13 protein-coding genes are annotated in these 18811 nt (G+C 41.3%); 3 read left to right on the forward strand and 10 right to left on the reverse strand.

Annotated features, from left to right (window positions below; genetic code table 11):
* Positions 1-21: 21 nt before the first annotated feature.
* From hisC to DDZ16_RS01650, 5 genes are all read right to left on the reverse strand, one after another.
* Positions 22-1074, reverse strand: a complete 1053-nt coding sequence (gene hisC, locus DDZ16_RS01630; RefSeq protein ID WP_109262670.1) for a histidinol-phosphate transaminase — start codon at positions 1072-1074, stop codon at positions 22-24.
* Between the two features lie 61 nt (positions 1075-1135).
* Complete coding sequence (hisD, locus tag DDZ16_RS01635) at positions 1136-2416, reverse strand: histidinol dehydrogenase (protein ID WP_109262671.1); 1281 nt, start codon at positions 2414-2416, stop codon at positions 1136-1138.
* Between the two features lie 17 nt (positions 2417-2433).
* The gene (hisG, locus tag DDZ16_RS01640; RefSeq protein WP_109262672.1) at positions 2434-3294 is read right to left on the reverse strand and encodes an ATP phosphoribosyltransferase; all 861 of its coding nucleotides are present in this window, start codon (positions 3292-3294) and stop codon (positions 2434-2436) included.
* A 265-nt stretch (positions 3295-3559) separates the two neighbouring features.
* A complete protein-coding gene (locus DDZ16_RS01645; RefSeq protein ID WP_109262673.1) occupies positions 3560-3949 on the reverse strand; it encodes a bacteriohemerythrin in 390 nt (129 codons plus the stop codon).
* A 133-nt stretch (positions 3950-4082) separates the two neighbouring features.
* The gene (locus DDZ16_RS01650) at positions 4083-4481 is read right to left on the reverse strand and encodes a bacteriohemerythrin (protein WP_109262674.1); all 399 of its coding nucleotides are present in this window, start codon (positions 4479-4481) and stop codon (positions 4083-4085) included.
* Positions 4482-4942: 461 nt separating this feature from the next.
* On the opposite strand from DDZ16_RS01650, the gene DDZ16_RS01655 reads away from it, so the two are divergent.
* Entirely contained in the window at positions 4943-5677 is a 735-nt protein-coding gene (locus tag DDZ16_RS01655; protein WP_109262675.1) for a CDP-alcohol phosphatidyltransferase family protein, read from the forward strand.
* Positions 5678-5733: 56 nt separating this feature from the next.
* Here the strand turns inward: DDZ16_RS01655 and DDZ16_RS01660 are convergent, their stop codons facing one another.
* Positions 5734-6054, reverse strand: coding sequence for a single-stranded DNA-binding protein (locus DDZ16_RS01660; protein ID WP_109262676.1), 321 nt, complete (start codon positions 6052-6054; stop codon positions 5734-5736).
* Between the two features lie 227 nt (positions 6055-6281).
* Here DDZ16_RS01660 and DDZ16_RS01665 point away from each other — a divergent pair, with 227 nt between their 5' ends.
* Both DDZ16_RS01665 and DDZ16_RS01670 read left to right on the forward strand, forming a co-directional pair.
* Positions 6282-8318: a gluzincin family metallopeptidase gene (locus tag DDZ16_RS01665; protein WP_198416660.1), complete on the forward strand. Its 2037-nt coding sequence runs from the start codon at positions 6282-6284 to the stop codon at positions 8316-8318.
* 356 nt (positions 8319-8674) lie between these two features.
* The gene (locus tag DDZ16_RS01670; protein WP_109262678.1) at positions 8675-9652 is read left to right on the forward strand and encodes a DUF4412 domain-containing protein; all 978 of its coding nucleotides are present in this window, start codon (positions 8675-8677) and stop codon (positions 9650-9652) included.
* Positions 9653-9711: 59 nt separating this feature from the next.
* Here the strand turns inward: DDZ16_RS01670 and DDZ16_RS01675 are convergent, their stop codons facing one another.
* From DDZ16_RS01675 to DDZ16_RS01690, 4 genes are all read right to left on the reverse strand, one after another.
* Positions 9712-11094, reverse strand: coding sequence for an MFS transporter (locus DDZ16_RS01675; protein WP_109262679.1), 1383 nt, complete (start codon positions 11092-11094; stop codon positions 9712-9714).
* Between the two features lie 644 nt (positions 11095-11738).
* Entirely contained in the window at positions 11739-14081 is a 2343-nt protein-coding gene (locus tag DDZ16_RS01680) for a glycoside hydrolase family 3 N-terminal domain-containing protein (RefSeq protein ID WP_232526523.1), read from the reverse strand.
* Positions 14082-14412: 331 nt separating this feature from the next.
* Positions 14413-16428: a T9SS type A sorting domain-containing protein gene (locus DDZ16_RS01685; protein WP_158275586.1), complete on the reverse strand. Its 2016-nt coding sequence runs from the start codon at positions 16426-16428 to the stop codon at positions 14413-14415.
* 299 nt (positions 16429-16727) lie between these two features.
* The gene (locus DDZ16_RS01690) at positions 16728-18707 is read right to left on the reverse strand and encodes a T9SS type A sorting domain-containing protein (RefSeq protein ID WP_109262681.1); all 1980 of its coding nucleotides are present in this window, start codon (positions 18705-18707) and stop codon (positions 16728-16730) included.
* Positions 18708-18811 lie beyond the last annotated feature (104 nt).

An 18811-nucleotide genomic window follows, 5' to 3' on the forward strand; every position in this document is an offset into this window, starting at 1 on the left:
GGACTAACGATCTATTGAAAGTTAAGCTTTATTTATCCTATTTTGATAACCCTCAAGAGCAGCCAATAGTTTTTTGTTTTCTTCCTGAGTACCCACTGTAATTCTCAGACATCCTTCGCAGAGAGCTACATTGGAACGGTCGCGGATAATGATTTTGTTTCCCACCAGATAATTGTAAATATCCCTGGGAGCGTCTGCTTTTAACAAAATAAAATTGGCATCAGTAGGATAGATCTTATTGACAAATTTACATTGATTAAGAGCTTTCGTTAGCCTGGCCCTCTCAGTCAGTAAGTTCTCCACCCATTGTTCCATATCTTGGCTTTCATTCAGAAGATTCAGTGCCTTCTTTTGAGTAAGGATATTGACATTGTAAGGGTATTTTATCTTGCTAAACACGTTTATTATTTGAGTACTGGCGAATCCCATGCCCAGTCTGATACCTGCCATTCCCCATGCTTTGGAGAATGTTTGAAGAATTATGAGGTTGGGGTAATCCTCAAGTTTTGGAAGCCAGCTTTTTTCAGGGGCGAAATCGATGTATGCTTCATCCAGTACCACAATTCCCTGAAAGCCTTCCAAAACCTTCCTGATTCCCTCTTCTTTGAAACAGTTTCCGGTAGGGTTGTTGGGAGAACAAAGGAAAATGATTTTTGTATGCTCGTCTGCTTCCCTGAGCAATGCATCAGGATCCAGTTCAAAGTCGGGCTTTAGCAGGACCTTCCGAACTTCAATATTGTTGATGTCGGCTGCTACCTGGTACATGCCATAGGTGGGTGAAATTGAAACAATGTTGTCGACTCCGGGCTCACAGAAAGCACGGATAGCAACGTCGATGGCTTCATCACTACCATTGCCAAGAAAAGTGTTTTCAGGTTTGGTCTTTTTAAGTGAGGCAATTCGTTTCTTTAATTCCCTCTGGTATGGGTCGGGGTATCTATTATAGGGAGCATTAAATGGATTTTCATTGGCATCCAGAAAAACAGCGGCCTCACCACTGTATTCGTCACGTGCTGAAGAGTAAGGTTTAAGGTCTCTGATATTGGGACGTAAGAGTTTTTCCAAGGGCTTCATGAACTTTATTTTAAAGTATTTTGAAGAACCCGGCAACCAGGCTCTTCAATCACATGGATATTTAACTGTTTTTAGTTCTCAAGGAAACTGCCATTTTGTGGGCCTCCAGTTGCTCGGCTGCCGCCATTGTTTCAATGGTCGGGCCAAGTTTCTGCAACCCTTTTGGGGTGATCTCCTGGAAAGTAATCTTTTTGCAGAAACTATCCAGATTGACACCACTGTAAGCTTTGGCATATCCGTAAGTCGGAAGTGTATGATTGGTGCCGGAGGCATAATCACCTGCACTTTCGGGTGTATAGTTTCCAAGAAAAACAGATCCTGCATTTACAATTTTTTCACTAACCCAATTATAGTCCCTTACAGAAAGAATCAAGTGCTCCGGAGCATATTGATTGGTGAAGTCTATCATCTCGGAGATGTCTTTCAGGAGAATCATCCGGCTGTTTTTGAGTGCTTTTTTAGCAGTTTCTGTACGGGGAAGTGTTTTCAACTGCTTTTCAATTTCCTTCTCCACCTGCTTAATCATGTTTTCTGAGTCAGTAACCAATATAGATTGGCTGTCAGGGCCATGTTCAGCTTGAGAAAGAAGGTCGGAAGCTACAAATTCAGGGTTGGCACTCTCATCGGCCATAACCTCCACTTCAGATGGACCTGCCGGAAGATCAATAGCAACGCCGTCAAGCGTAATGAGCTGTTTGGCTGCTGTGACAAAACTGTTTCCCGGTCCGAAGATTTTGTCCACAGCAGGAATGGTTTCTGTGCCATAAGCCATGGCAGCAATAGCCTGCGCTCCTCCTGCCTTATAGATTTTTGTGACCCCGGCAATGTGTGCAGCAAACAAAATGGCCGGGTGAATTTTGCCATCTTTTCCGGGAGGGGAGCAAAGCACAATTTCTTTACAACCGGCAATGTCTGCTGGTATTGCCAGCATCAGGACTGTCGAAAACAGAGGTGCCGATCCTCCGGGAATATAGAGACCAACTTTTTCAATGGGGGTGCTTCTTTGCCAGCAAACTACACCCGGCGCTGTTTCAACCTTCTTAACTTTTTGGATCTGTGCTTCGTGAAACTTCCGAATGTTGATAATGGCATTATTTATGGCTCCTTTTAAATTGCTGTCAACACGCAGGCACTCTTCGCGGATTTCATCTTCCGAAATTGCAAAGGAATCAATGGATACCCCGTCAAAGCGTTCGGTAAACTCTTTCAATGCCTTGTCTTTGTCTCTTTTTACAGCGTCCAGAACAGGTCGTACTTTTTCAATAACGTCCTGTTGGTTGCTGATGGCTCTTGTTGTGAGATGGCTCCACTCACCCGGTGCTGGAAATTTGAATGTTTCCATGATAAACTGTTAAATAATTACAGAATCATTTTTTCGATAGGAACGATGAGGATACCCTCTGCGCCATTTTCTTTCAACTGGCCGATAACATCCCAAAACTGATCTTCTTTGATCACAGAGTGAACACTGCTCCATCCTTCTTGTGCCAAAGGTAAAACAGTGGGGCTTTTCATTCCGGGCAAAATCTCTATTATTTTATCCAGATTATTGTTTGGGGCGTTAAGAAGAATGTACTTGTTCGAGTTGGAAGCCATCACAGCATTCATCCTGAAGATCATTTGCCCCAGAATGGCTTCTTTCTCAGGAGATAATTTTCCGCTGGAAACCAATACTGCTTCAGAATCCATTACTTTTTCAACCTCTTTAAGGTGATTGGCTACAAGTGTACTGCCCGAACTAACAATGTCAAAGATGGCATCTGCCAGACCTATTCCCGGCGCAATCTCAACCGATCCTGCAATTTCATGTATCTCAGCATTGATTTTCTTTTCATCAAAGAACTTTTTAAGGATTTCGGGATAAGAGGTGGCGATTTTTTTGTTCTCAAACCATTCAAAACCTGTGTAATCGATCTCCTTGGGAATGGCCAAAGAAAGTCGGCACTTGCTGAATCCCAGTTCTTTCTCGGTTTTCAGGGAGAACCCTTTTTCTTCCAGTTCGTTTTGCCCCACAATACCGATGTCTGCCACACTGTCGGCTACTGTTTGCGGAATGTCGTCGTCACGCAAGAACAATACTTCCAAAGGAAATTTGGTGGCAGTGGCAACCAGGCGTCCGTTTCCTAAGTTAAACTTAATACCTGCTTCTTTGAGCAAGTTACGGCTGTCTTCAAAAAGTCTCCCTTTTTTTTGTAGTGCAATTCTGAGTTTTGTTTCCATTTTTTTGTCAGTTATTATGTTCTTAATTAACTTGTTTTGCCAATCTGATGTTCGTTTTTAGCATAAAAAAAGGCTTACCAACGAGGTAAGCCTTTTCAGAGTAATATTCTTGCATAGTACAACCAGCCCACCCTCGCTATATGAGGTAGAAATGATGATGAGCATGATGATGTACTGAAAAAATCATAGTTTTTATCGGTTTTTTGTTTCGATTCAATGCAAAAGTAGATTCTTTTTGCATAAAATCAAATTTTAGAGCAAAAAATTATGAAGCGACATAGGCTGCATATTGTTTGTCTTCACTCTTAATGTGATTGGTAATCCATTTTTTGATAAAATTGGTGACCTCCAGAGACAAGATTAATTTACCGGAAGTATGTTTGTCATAAAAATCTGTTGCCTTCCCGATAAATTCTTTGTGCTCTTTTTTGTGTTTTTCCAGATTGGGAAAGCCAATGGATTTCATATAGTCCTCTTCATTGCTGAAATGGAAGTTGGCATAATCCAATAGTCCTTTGATGAGGTTGCCTAACTCTTCTTTTGATGACCCGTTTTGAAGACCCTGATAAAAGTCATCCAGAAGTTTGAACAGTTCTTTGTGTTCATCATCAATTTTCGGGTTTTCGACGGAAAACTCAGTTGTCCACTCAATCATAGTTACAAGGGGTTTGTAGATTTATTAATATCAAAGTGTTGGCTGTTTTTAACATTTAAGTGTTAAATGACTTTTAGCATTGGCCATATTAAATTTGATAGTTTGAAATTATCTTGAATTAAAAAAATTGTTTTTAATCAATTGTATTTGCAAACCTGGCATATTGCTGGTCGGTGCCTTTAATGTGGTTGATGAGCCATGTTTTCAGGAAATTGGTGACTGTAAGTGAAAGGATCATCTTATCGTTCACAATTTTTTCATGAAATTCAGTTATTTTCGCTACATACTCGTTGTGTTTTTCTTTATGTAGCTCAAAGTCAGGGTAATTAATTGATTTCATGTAACGCTCCTCATTGGCAAAGTGGTATTTGGTATAATCCAACATTCCAAGGACCAACTCTGTCAGTTTTTCCTTTGATTTCCCGTTCATTAAACCCTGGTAGAAATCATTCAAAAGAGAAACCCATTTTTTATGCTCATTATCAATTTCTTCTATTCCAACGGATAGGTCGGGTGTCCATTTAATAATCATACAGTTTGCTTTTTTTATGTTTCTTGAAATAGGAAGAGAAAAGGTGATGTCCTGGTTGTATTTCCAGGAGGTTTTCTGATTATAGGGATTTAAGGTACAGGAGGTCGTTTTTATTCGATCGATAAAATTAATTAATTGCCGGTTCTAAACGATCAATACTCCGTTAAACTTTTATAAAAGTCTAAAGTTCAAGCTCTTGGGGATGAATAGTTTTTCGTCTTAAAGCCCAGATTATCAGTGTTATATGATCTATTTTAAATCTTATATCTATCCCGAAGCATCGGGACTAACGATCTATTGATTGAAAGGATGGTTTTAATAAAATTAACGGTAGAAGCCGACGCTGTTTGCAATTTTATTCTAATTCGTCCAAAAACGTTACTTTTGTTGAGCATATGTATCTCTTTGTAGGAAATACGAAGGGTGCCAGTGCTGATTCAAGTTGAATAAAATCCTTTCAAATGAGAATAGTTAAAATAATTCCGAATACACTTACCAGTCTCAATTTGTTTTTTGGTGCAACAGGTATGTTGCTTGCTTTTCAGGGAAGACCGGATTTAACTGCCTGGTGTATCCTGATTGCAGCTGTTTTTGACTTTACAGATGGTTTTGCTGCACGGATGTTAAATGCTTACAGTGACATCGGGAAAGAGTTGGATTCTCTGGCTGATCTTATCAGCTTTGGGTTGGCTCCAGCAGCCGCATTTGTGAGCTTACTCAGTTTTCATTTTACAGGAAGTTGGCGGCTAGACTTCTTTGAAATGGAAATACCCCTTCAATTTGTGTTTTTATTGCCATTTGTCTTAACTGTGTTCTCTGCCCTGCGGCTTGCCAAATTTAATATTGATACCCGTCAGACAGAATCATTCCTGGGACTTACGACCACGGCAGCGGGTATGTTCTCTGTTTCACTGATTCATTTGATTTTTACCCGTGAGGGAGGCTGGACAGCCTTGTCTTCTCCCTATGTTATTTTTCCTTTGATTGTTGTGTTTTGCTATTTGCTGGTGAGTGAAATTCCAATGTTTTCTCTGAAATTTAAAAGCTTTGGCTTTAAAGATAATGTAATCAGATATCTGCTTTTGCTGGTTGGCCTGGTAGCTATTATAGCCTTTGGTGTAGGTGGAATTGCTGTGACGATTCTGGGCTATATTCTTTTTTCGGTGGGGGGGGATGTTATGGACGGAAAAAAATAAAGGCCATCTGTTTCGACGGCCCTTAGTATTTTATGTAATGCATTTCCCAGTTTCTTTTAACCTACAAGTTCCAGCTCCTTTACATTGATGTTGAGCGCGGATTTGATGTCGCCTTCTTTTCCTTTGAAGCCTTCACTCGAAGGTGTTCCTTCAATCAGGACTTTTTGTCCTTTTTTTAGAAAATCAGCAATCTTCGTGCTTTGGCCGTCGTTTTTCCAAATTACGGCTTTCACCCATTCGGTCCGCTCAACTTTGTTGCCCTGCTGGTCTTTGTAATTCATCGAAACGCCAACATTAAAATTGATGGCTTTTCTTTTGCCTACTTCTCTGATTTCGGCATCCCGTCCGAGGGCTCCGGACATAATCATCTTTAGCATAGAAACATAATTTTAGGGTAAAAAAATAATAATTAAATATTTATGTCATGTAAATATATGAATATGTTTTGTAAGACTCTAATATTCTGATGATTTTATTAAATTTATTTGAGAAAAGAGCGAATGATGAATTAAGCTGGGCTGTCAATAGCTGCGATATGTCATTCAAGATTAAAGGGGAACTGAATTATCTTTGTATATACTTATCCATTTAAATTCCATGCAAAATGAAGAAATCCTTGTTTTTCCTGAGTGTGCTGATAACTGCACTTTTCTCGTGTAGTCAAACTAAAGAGACTGATATGCAATCTGCTACGATTCCTCAAAACGTGATTGATCAAACCATCACTACCATCAGTGAAAAGTTTCCTGATGAAGCTGCGCGAATTGAAAAGGGGGTACGTCATTCTGCCTCTCTATGGCGTGATAGGGATGGGGATGTCAATCAATTTTCGAGCTTCTGCGTAGAAAATTTTATCGGAGAAGAGGAGTCGCTTGATCTGTTTTTTGAAAAGGTTAGCAGAAATCTTGAGATTTTAAATGGTCATTTTAATCAGATTTCCCTGGAGCTGCTCGAGCCGCTTCATTTAAGATATGGTGAAGTTACTCCAATTGATGAGGTATTTGGGGGATTTAGTCCGGGGGCTCATCTGGACGAGGATCTTTATTCCAGTAAAATTGCTTTCCGCATAACCCTTAATTTTCCTTATTATTCTCTTTCCGAAAAAGAAGAGTTGGGGAAAGACTGGTCGCGCAAACAATGGGCTTATGCCCGTCTGGGGGACTTTTTTACTTCAAGAGTGCCGGCAGAATTGAAGCAGGAAGTTTCAAGAGTAGGTTCCAATTCGGATGTTTATATAAGTGCTTACAATATTTATGCAGGTCAATTGGAGGACAATGAAGGCAAAAAACCATTCCCTGAAGATATGGTTCTGCTTTCACATTGGAATCTGAGAGATGAGTTGAAGGCGAATTATCCTCTTGGAATACAGGGCTTGCATAAGCAGAAGATGATTTATGAGGTAATGAAGCGAATCATAGATCAAACCATTCCCCGTGAAGTCATTGATAGTGACGAATATGTTTGGAATCCGTTTTCAAACCGGGTGACTAAGGGTGGTCAGGTTGTTACCATTGAAAGAGAGCCTGATACCAGGTATAAACAAATAGTAGACAACTTCAAAGCTCTGAAAGCAATTGATAAATACACTCCGCTTGATACCTACATTAAAAGAAAATTTGAGGGAGAGATGGAAATTGCTCAACCAGAGGTGGAAACGCTGTTCGTTAAGTTTCTGGAGTCAGATGTTCTTAAAGAAGTGGGCCTTTTGATCAGTGAGCGATTGAAACGACCGCTTGAGCCTTTTGATATCTGGTATGATGGTTTTAAATCACGTAGTACAATCAATGAAGACGTGTTAACTGCCAAAACACGGAACCGCTACCCTAATACTGAAACTTTTGACAAAGACCTGCCTGTTCTTTTGACTCAACTTGGTTTTTCTAATGAAAAGGCCAATTGGATAGGTGAAAGAGTTTCGGTTGATCCGGCACGTGGATCCGGACATGCATGGGGTGCTGCTATGAAGGGGCAGCAGTCGCATTTGCGCACCCGCATTCCGGAGTCAGGAATGGATTATAAAGGGTACAATATTGCTATTCATGAGTTTGGACATAATGTGGAACAAACCATATCATTGTATGATATGGACTATTATACCCTCAACGGAGTCCCTAATACTGCATTCACAGAAGCATTGGCATTTATTTTTCAAAAACGGGACCTTCAGTTGTTGGGAATAGAAACAAATAATCCGAGGCAGGAAGCTCTTCAGACTCTTGATGTTCTGTGGTCTACTTACGAAATCATGGGGGTTTCATTGCTGGATATGCGTGTTTGGAAATGGCTTTATAAACATCCTGATGCAACTCCGGGAGAGTTAAAACAAGCCACTATTCGCCTTGCTCAGGATATTTGGAACAATTATTATGCTCCTGTTTACGGAATGAAGGATGAACCCATTCTGGCTATTTACAGTCATATGATTAGCTACCCCTTGTATTTATCAGCCTATGCTTATGGCAATATTATCGAATTCCAGCTTGAACAGCATTTAAAGGACAATGACTTTGCCAGTGAAGTGCAACGCATCTATAAGCAGGGCAGACTGACCCCGAATGAATGGATGCAGGAGGCGGTTGGCTCTTCTTTGGATGTTGAGCCCATGCTGCTGAGTGCGGAAGAAGCTTTGAAAGAAATGTAACATTAATAGGGTTGTTATCATGAAAGGTTGTCTTTTTCAGGACAACCTTTTTTTTTGGGTGTGGCCTGCGATTTTTCTATTGAATTGCAAACTAATAATTTAATGATTGTTTTGAATTCTTGTGATTTCTTGCCCGTCTGCCGGAAAAATGTTTTGTCAAGCTCAAAAAATAATTGAGATGGTGAGGTCTAAGTATCCCATAAACAAGGAAAAGTAAGTGTCTTGATGTTTTTTTTCTGGGATATGGTGCCGGATGGATAAAAAGGATGTAATTATCCATTAATTGTATTGACAAAGAAGAAAACTAAGAATAACTTGAAGGATTGGATTATGAGTTAAACCAAAAATTTAGGACAATGAAATTTTATGTTAAAACTTGCCTGCTTCTAATGTTCTTGTCTTTTTCAATAAGCTCCTTTTCACAGGGATTTCTGGAAAGGGTTGCCAAAAAAGCTTCTGAAAAAATAGAGAAGAAAGCCGAAAAGAAAGCGGAAGAGAAGATGGATGAAAAGATTGATGAGGGATTTGATGAAGCAGAGGAATCTCTTGAAGGGAGGAAAGAACAGGAGCCTGAATCCAATAAGAGGCAAAGCTCGAAGCGTATGGAGGAAATGATGAAAAAAATGGGGGTTTCATCAGAGCCTGCACCCGTTGCCGATCAATACGAGTTTAGCTCAAAAATGAGGATGGAATTTCAGAATTATGATGAGAAGGGAAAATTAAAAGACGAAGGAGAAGTGGTGACCTTTATTTCACCGGGGGAAAAGAATTTTGCTTATGAGTTTTTATCTGGCACTCCGGATAATAGCCGCGGGCCCGCGAAAGGCATTTTTATTATGGACTATGAAAACGGGTCAACCATTATTCTGTCTGAAGAAGATGGTGAAAAATCAGGTGTGGTTTACGGTATAAAGTTTTTTGATGAGGCCGTTCAGGATGATGATCCTGAATATACTGAAGAGTACGAAGAGAAGCAGGATATAAATTACACTAGCCCAGGTTTTAAGAAAACAGGGAGGACCAAAGATATTCTTGGCTATAAATGCAATGAGTATGCTTTTGATGACGAGGAGAGTGAAGGAACTGTGTGGATTACGGAAAAGATTGACTGGAAAGCAAAAGATACTTTCTCTACCATTTTCAAGTCAGCTATGACAGCAAGAGGGATTTACAATGGGATGATGTTGGAGAGTGAAAGCAAAGATAAATCTTCGGGAGAAGTAAATAAAATGCAAGTGACAGAAATAGACGATAATGCCAATAAAGTGTTCTCCCCCGGTGAATACCAGTTAGTGAATATGGGCTCTATGAATTTCAGGCAGGGGGAGGAATAACCTCTGTTCCCAAAAGATGAATCTGACTTTTTATTCGAATGGATTCTGAAAAGGGCTGTTTACTCCCGGTTGATTGATCCCCGGTACCAGGAGAAGTATATGCCGGCCACACCGATAATAGAAAAAGTGATAAATCCGTAATTCATCGCTTTAAGAAACGTTTCGTTCGGTACCTGTTCCACCTGGCTGTTTCCAAATAACAGAGCGAAGAAAAAAGTAGCAATGGTCATGCTGATGATTTGGCCCACTACGCGCATAGTGGCAGCGGAACCCGATGCCATCCCGTATTTCGTTTTATCAACGCTACTCATTATGGTGTTCATATTTGGAGAGGAAAAGAAGGCAAATCCCAGTCCGACCCATGTTAGTAATCCTACAATAAGCAAGGTGGCGGTTTCTGGTCCAAGAAAGGCAAAGGCTGCCAATCCCAGTGTGCACATTGCCATGCCAATGGTTGCAAGGTAACGCGGCTGTATACGGTCCGATAAACGTCCGGCCAGAGGAGAAAAAATGGCCATCATTATCGGTTGTGCAACCAGGATCATTCCGGCTTCCCCTGGATCTAAATCTTGTATTTTTTGAAGGTACAGACTCAGTAAAAAAACTATGGCAAAGGTGGCGCTGTAGTTGATTAATGCTGCCATGTTGGAGTATGCAAAGAGCCGGTTGCCGGTGTATAGCTTTGTGTTTATCACCGGATTGGCTGACCTGGATTCAACGCCCCAAAAAATGGCAAGGGAACTAGCCCCTGCTGCAATTAAAATCCATCCTTTCCAAGCCGGGATGGCTGAAGAACCATACACCAGCGCTGTTAATCCAACCATATAAAATAATACTCCTTTAAAACTCATGGTTGGCCCGGGTCCATTTTCTTTCTTTTCATCTTTTTCCAGAAAGATCCAGGTGATGGCTATTACGATTATACCAAGTATGGTTGATGCTCCGAAGATTGACCTCCAACCAAAGGCCTGAGTTAAAAATCCTCCAAAAAAGGGACCAAATGCCAGCCCCAGGTATACGGCAGAAACGGAAATCCCCAATACTCTTCCTTTTTGTTGTGGAGGGAAGGCGGATACTAAAATTGCCGGACCGGTGGTACTTGTTAATGCGGCTCCTCCTCCCTGAAGTAAACGGAATCCAATTAACCAATATCCCGAGGTGGCCAGACTGCATAACAAAGATGATAAGGTAAATAGAATAACCCCGATTTTGAACAACCGGTTTATGCCGGTGAGATCGCCCCAGCGACCTACAGGCAATAGCAAAATTGCCATAGATAACAGGAAAGCTGTTACTACCCAGCTAAGAGTTACAGCATCAAGGCCAAAACTTCTTTCAATAGCAGGAAGGGCAATGTTAATTGAGGATATTAGAAAGGTTCCCATGAAAGAAGTGGTGGCTACTATTGCCAGAATTGATAATTGTTTTTTAGTCCAACTCATAAAAACGAGATGATTGTTCTAAACAAATATAGAAACAATCATCTCGTTTTAGGTTTTGTTTGCGGTTTATTTATAGTTGCCAATAGAATATAGTGTCGTCAGATTCTCTGTTTGCCGTCAGACCGGAGGGGGTGTAAGGGGATTTTTTAGCTGCTTTTTCATTGATGTCTGTCGCCGGGTTATTTTCAAAGTGTGAAACCATCTTCAAAATAATAATTGGTTTCAAATACCTCCTCCGGAATTTCCGAAGGACTACTTTTTCAGCATATTACCCTCATTAAAGGTTGCCGGCTTCAAGCTCTTTGCACCGGAGACCTGCCTCAATCGGGGCAAGACGATGTTAAACTTCATAGAGCAGATTTAATTTCCGGTATTTAGGGGCTGCTGAAAAAGTCAAAAGGGCAAAATTTACAAGCCGCCCAATCGAAGGAGTATTGAAATACTTCGAGATTCGGGCGGGGAAGAAAATTTTGTTCTTTTGATTAGCTGTATTTTAGGATTAAGTGCAAAGAAATTCGAGTGTGATGCGAAATAAGCTTGCACTTTGGAGTTTGTTGATGTGACTTAAGATTTTAGTATTTAATAATGCAAGGGTTTTTCAGCGCCCCCTATTTACAACGATTCTGCAATGATTAGTCATTACTCTATCCACAGGTCAGAGAATCTCTTTTTTGTGAGGGAGAAAGTGCATGTTTAGTTGCATCTTCGACCTTAAGTTCTTTGTGTAGTGAAAAAACGGCGGTTTGGGTAACCTTGATGGAAGAAGGGCCAGTCCGGACTTTGTATTCCCCTGGTTCTGCGACCCACTTACCTCTTTCGGTATTAAAATAGCTTAAGTCGCGGGCAGAAATTTTGAATGTGAGTTTCTCTGATTCACCAGGTTGAAGAAGTTTTGTTTTTGCGAATTGTATCAGTTCCATTACAGGCTTTTTTATCTGACTTTCCGGAGAAGTGAGATAAATCTGAACAACTTCCCGACCGGCAGTAATACCCGTATTTTTGATGTTAAGATTTATTGTTACATGCTCCTTAAAATCATACGAAGAAAGTTTTATCTCACTATAATCAAAGGTTGTGTAAGAGAGTCCATATCCAAACTCATAAGCAACCGGGACCTCAAATGTGTTGTAATACCTGTATCCCACAAAAATGTCTTCTTGATATATTACTTCCCAGGGTGTTCTTTTCATCATTGAGAAACCTGACAAATCTTTGGTCTCATCAACAACTCCCTCTATTGCATGTCCGGGAAAGTTGGAAGCGGTTGGACAGTCTTCATAAGTAATTGGAAATGTGACGGCCAGTTTGCCTGATGGGGTTACCTTTCCCGTTAATATATCCACCACGGAGTTTCCGGCTTCTTGTCCTGGGTGCCAGGCAAGCAGTATGGCATCAGGAAGGTTCCTCCAACTTACCGTTTCAATGGGGGCTCCAATATTAAGGATAACAATGGCTTTTTTATTTTGCTGTTGGAAAGCTTCCGAGACATCTCTGATCATCTGCTTTTCTTTTTGCGTCAGATAAAAATCACCTTCAATGGCTTCCCTGTCAACTCCTTCTCCCGAATTTCTACCAATGGTGATTATCGCCAGGTCGTTTTCAAGTGCCATTTTCCGGGCAATTTCCGGGGTTATCTCCAATTCGGAGACCGGTTCTTTTCCTCCAAGCAGAAAGGTTATGAAGTTTTTGGGCTTTCCTGCTTGCTGACGCATTTTAGTGATGTGTTGGTCGTATGTCAGAGAAAGGTTTTCGTTTGGCTCGAAACCTCCATTTTTGAGGCCTTCAATGAGAGATATTGTGTAAGCCTCATTGACATCGCCACTACCTGTACCTCCGGAAATAAATTCGTAGGAAGCATTTCCAAAGGCTGCAACTTTTCTTGTTCGCCCTGAGTCCAAAGGTAAGGCGTTATTTTGGTTTTCGAGAAGTACTATCCCATCTGTTGCAGCCTGGCGGGTTATTTGAGCATGCTTCCCAAGATCGGGCTTTTGAGAACACTTGTAACTTTTGTACCGAGGTGTCTTCAGCATAACTGATAGTATCCTTTTAATGTTTCTGTCCAGCACCTTTTCTTCCAAAAGGCCGCTTTCTACAGCCTCAATAATGCTTTCAACCTGATGGGGCTGACCTGGCATGATCAGATCGTTCCCTGCCTGCATTTGTTTTACAAGGTCGTTGCCTGCACCCCAGTCTGTCACCACGTAACCTTCAAAACCCCATTCATCCCGGAGGATTTTTGTCAATAAATCATGGCTTTCGGATGCATATTGTTCATTGATTTTATTGTAAGCCGACATTACAGTCCATGGCTGTGATTCTTTGACTGCAATTTCAAATCCTCTTAAGTATATTTCCCTCAACGCGCGTTCGCTGATTACGGTGTTGACTGACAAACGGTTTGTTTCCTGATTGTTGGCTGCAAAGTGCTTAATGGAGGTTCCTACGCCGTTGGATTGTACACCGTTTACTATCGCAGCTGCCATTTTTCCACTGATTAGCGGATCTTCCGAATAGTATTCAAAGTTTCTTCCACACAGCGAATCACGTTGGATATTGAGTGCGGGTGCCAGTAGAACATCGCCACCATACTCCAGGACCTCTTTTCCCATGGCTTTTCCAACTTCTTCAGCAAGTTTGGTATCCCATGATGAGGCAAGAACGGTTGCAATGGGGAATGCCGTACAAAAAAAGGTTTCATTGGAGCCTTCTCGTTTGGGGGAAATCCTTAATCCTGCCGGCCCATCGGCCAGGACCTGTGTTGTTACACCAATATCAGGAAAGGCGGCAGTGAAGCCAGCTGCCCCCGGCAAGATTTTCCTTATGGTGCGGACCATATCGGTATATGTCGCATCGTCAACCTTTTTTAAGGGGTCTTCAAAGGGAGCTTCAGCCGACCCGGGAACATCAAAAATTATCCCTGTTCCGATGACCAATTGAGCTTTCTGCTTTAAGGTCATTTTTGATATTAATTCCTGCAAACCACTCATGTTGCTTTGTATTTTATAGGTTGACGTACATTGTACAATAACATATAAGAATACAAAGGAAAGAATTTATTGTTAACATTCTCACATGGTGTTTCAAAGATACAGGATAGGATTAAAAACAGGGCTTCTTTGCAGTCTGAAAATACCTTAAGTAGTGCCAGCAAGAAAACTCATGTTTTTCATCTGTGCTTGCAAGAAGGCGTCAAGTGTAAGTCTTGCGATGTCAGAAAAACTGGAGTCCCGATGCTTCGGGATGACTGTTTTGAAGACAAGCATAACGTAGCAATTGTCGATTTCTTGCAAATACTAATAAATGCAAGCGTGGCATTCGTTACTGCTTTAAAAACTTCCTGGAAATGGTTTTTTTGTTTGTATCTGTTACAACTAAAAAATAGACTCCGGGTGACAGCTCAGAAACATTTATTTGATTCTGTCTGAAATTTGAATTTTCGAAGACTATCTGGCCGCTAGCGGATATTATTTTCAATGCTTTTACCGATATTCCTTCAATATATAATTTTCCCTTTACCGGAACGGGGAAAATTTTCAGTTCCTGCTCTTTTTGGAATAAAAGATTGTTGGGAACACCATATTCTGCAACTGCCTCCAGGTCCTTAGATATGCCGGTTTTAATAAATGACGAATAATCATCGTTGTCAGTCAGTTTGTCTGAATAATCAATTTCGTTAATGGTGAAGCCAGCTATTTCATAGCCCATGTCAGGGGTTAAGATGAACTCCACATCTGCACCTTTTGTGATCTTGATGGTCCCATCCGGAGTTATCGACCCATTTCCTGAATTAACAATACCTGAAACATTATAGTATTCGGCTTCGATAGCTCCAATATCAATGACGGCTTTTGTAATACGCGGTACATCCAGAAGGTCAAAGTCCGGAACAGGTAACCCGGACAAATTGGTTTTTCCGGCGTCTAATAATGCTGAGTTGAGGTTGAATTGGTAATCACTGTTTAATATCTCTTCTAATTCCTGTTCATTGGAGGGAGGGCCAGAAAAAGATACAGGATTTTTGAATTCAGGGTGGTTTTCAGTTCCGGAGTTGTCGGAAGAGAGGATAATGAGGTTGTCAACTTCAGGTGAAGCGGTTCCTTCCTGTATGGCGCAGAAATCAATGAGAGGAGACTGCGATGTAGATGTGTTGTCATCAAATGATAATTGACGATTACTGGAATAAGGAGTTGTATTTCCCCACATTACAGTATTGTAAATCCGGCCACCGTCGTTGCAATAAACAGCAGCCCCTCTTTCTCCCTTGTTTGAAACCACGGTATTATTTAAAGCAAGACCACCCAGCTGAAGGAAAATGCCCCCTCCTTTTCCGGAGGCTTCATTGTTACCAATGTAATTATTTATAATTTGCCCTCCTTCGTAAGTGGCTACACCGCCTCCCTTGTTCGTCGAACTGTTGGCAAAAACATAGGAGTGAGTTAGTTTACCCTCCTGAGTTTCATCACAGGCAATGAAAATGCCACCTCCTTTTCCATCAGTGGTTAAATTTCCTGCTGTGTTTTTGAAAATGGCACATTTCGAAACAGTGCCTCCCAGATTGGAATAAACTCCGCCACCCTGAACAGTGGCGGCATTTCCTTTGATGATACAACTGTCCGCCCTTCCTCCTTTGTAAAGGTAAACACCGCCTCCGCTTCCTTCTGATTTATTATTAACGACCATACATTCCTTTAATAATCCCCCTTCCCGGATGTGCACTCCAGCTCCCGTTTTAGCAAAGTAAATGTCGGGACCATCGGCATAACCTCCGGATACTTCTACATTTTTTAATATGGCGGTATTATCTGATTCAGGAGGGAATATTACCACGTGATAGACATTGTCTTCTGTTTGGCCTTCCACGCCTATGTCCCCGCTAAGAATGACCTTGTTTTCCGAAGCAAATAGATCTGTCGTTCTTTCTTCTAAACTTGATTCGGTTCCCATAAATCCACCAACGACAGATACTCCGCTAGACATAATAAAGGACAGCTGGCGCTCGTCAGGGGGAGAGTTAAGATCAGTTGGGTTTTGTAAAGGTGGATTTGGAGCATCCGGGGCTGCAGCCAAATATTCTGTAGGTAAATAAGTCCCACCGGCTACCCATATTGTGCCACCTCCATTGCTGGCAACCTGGTCAATTGCTTTCTGGAGGTCATACGTTGCTGTTCCCCATGTGCTGTGGTTGTTGACATCCGAAAAAGCAATGCCTCCTTTTTCGGAAGTTTTAACCTTTACAATGAGTTGAGCATCTGTTGCGACCGGCGCTGTAATGACTGCTAAAAGAATGAAAATGAAAAAGAGATTTGAGGTTCGGAAGGATGTGAATGACTGCATCGGATACTGCTTTAGTGGTTCAAAAAGAAATCCTAAGTTCCAAAAAGGGATCATAAGATGCAATTGAATTATTGTGAATGGCCTCTTTTTTTATAGAAAGGGAGCTTTTTCTTATGCGAGAGAAAAATGGCCGAAATGGTTTTTGTGCTTTCCTTCAAAGTTTTCAGGGTGATTTTTTTCAGGAAAAAGGTTATGTGCAGGACGACAAAACCCCCTGTCCTGGAATAATTCCTTAAGACAGGGGGTAACTCTGCTTTGGTTTAGCAGTCTCCTTCAAAAATGGTTATTAAGAAAATTCGCTAATTTTTCACGAAGCGAACAGTTCGTACTTCTCCACTTATGTCTTCAATGATAAGAATATAAAGGCCTTTGGTGAGGTCAGATACCACTACCGGGGATTCGATATTACCTTTAAGTTGTTTTACCAATTTACCACTTGCTGAGTAAATCTCCAACCCATTAATCTCAATACCTTCGATAAAGAGCTGGTCATTGGTTGGAATCGGATAAACGTTAAATGCATCCAGTCCTGTTTCGGCAAGTGAATTTGGAATACCAAACGATACCACTGCATCTATATCGTCGGAAATTGAAGCCTCGGTGTATGTATAAGAATCACCTTGATCTGCAATTTGATCAAAATAATCAGTTGAATTAATGGTAAAGGTTGAAACATCATACCCTTCTTCCGGCGTTAATGTTATTACAACTTCTTCACCAGCAAGATAATTAGCTGGTCCAACAGGATCAATGGTGCCATTGCTGCCTGAAACAGCTCCGGTTACGGTGTAGTACAATGCTTCGTAGGCACCAATGTCTATTACTCCTTTGGTGATTCTTTGATTTCCGCCTAAATCAAAGGAGGGGATTCCGGCGAATGCATCATTACCCGCATCTAAAAGTGCTGATGTGAGATTGATGCGAAAATCACTGTTTAAAAGGGTTTCTACTTCAGATGAAGTTAGCGGTTGTGCTGCGAAAGAAACAGGATCCCTAAATTCGGGGTAGTTTTCAGTTCCTGACCCTGGATCTGAATTACTAGTTGAGAGGTTGATTACATTGGTTATACCTGTTCCTGTGGCTCCCCCTTGGATGGCAGTAAAATCAATAATGGTGGAATTATCAGTTCTTACAAATTGCACATTGGAGTAAGGGTTTTCATTATTCCATAAAACGGAATTGTAGACAGCTCCCTGAGTGTCTGCATATACTCCTGGACCTAAGTCTGAATAATTGGCAACCACGGTGTTGTTCAGAACAGTTCCACCTCCTTGTAAAAAAATACCACCCCCGTTTCCAAGGGCTTCATTGCTGAGAATAAGATTATTGATAATGGAAGCTTCCCCGAAGGTGCCAATTCCACCTCCTTTATCATCAGATAGGTTAGTAGCAACAACGCAATGAGTTAATGTTCCAAATAAGCCAGGCTCAGAATCAAAGAAAACACCAGCCCCATTTGCCACGCTGTTATCTGTTGAATGATTGGAGTGTATTAAGCTATTCGAAACAGTACCTCCCAGATTAAGAAGGATTCCAGCTCCATTTGACGGGGTGAGATTGTTGGATATCTCACTTTCTGTAATCAAGCCTCCTTTATACAAGTAGGCTCCACCACCACCATCAGAAGAACCATTCTCGGTAATAACGCAATTATTCAAAGTTCCATCTTCCCGCATGTGAACTCCACCTCCACGGAAAGAGAAATAATTTGCTCCATTAGCAAGGCCTCCGGTAATATAGACATCCTCAAGTATGGCCGAATTGTCTACTCCCAGAGGGAAAAGAACAACATGATAGGAATCATTATCAGGATCGACTCCATCCTGATCAATATCTCCACTTAGGGTAACCCTGTTGGTAGTTCCAAATAGATCTGATGGCCTTTCAGCCGCAGTAGTTTCGGTTCCTTCAAACCCCCCCATTACAGTTACGTTGGAGGCCATCACAAAGGTCGCATGTCGGGGATTCCCACTTATATCCACGGCCTCAGGATCTGATGCTGGATCTGCAGCTTGTCTTTTGGTAGGATAGTAAGTACCGCCTTCGATCCATATGGTGCCACCTCCTGTTGCTACAGCAGCCGCATCAATGGCAGTTTGAAGTTCACTTGTGGCCGTGGCCCATGTGCCGTGGCTGTTGGCATCTACAAAGGCACCACCGTCAGTTGTCACCATTATCTGTACCTGTGCGTGGACCCCCAGGGTGGTAAAAGAGAGGAAGAGGATTCCAATAAGAATGCTCCGCACTAATTGCTTTGAGTTGTTGTAAAAATGCATCATAGTCCCTTGTTTTTCAGAATTTGATATATAAGCTTAACTCAAGTTCCGAAAAACAGTTCAAAAATGCACCTTTTTTTTTATGAACGACGAAAATTTAACGTTAA

The sequence above is a fragment of the Marinilabilia rubra genome, from assembly GCF_003121985.1.
Taxonomy (GTDB): Bacteria; Bacteroidota; Bacteroidia; order Bacteroidales; family Marinilabiliaceae; genus Marinilabilia; species Marinilabilia rubra.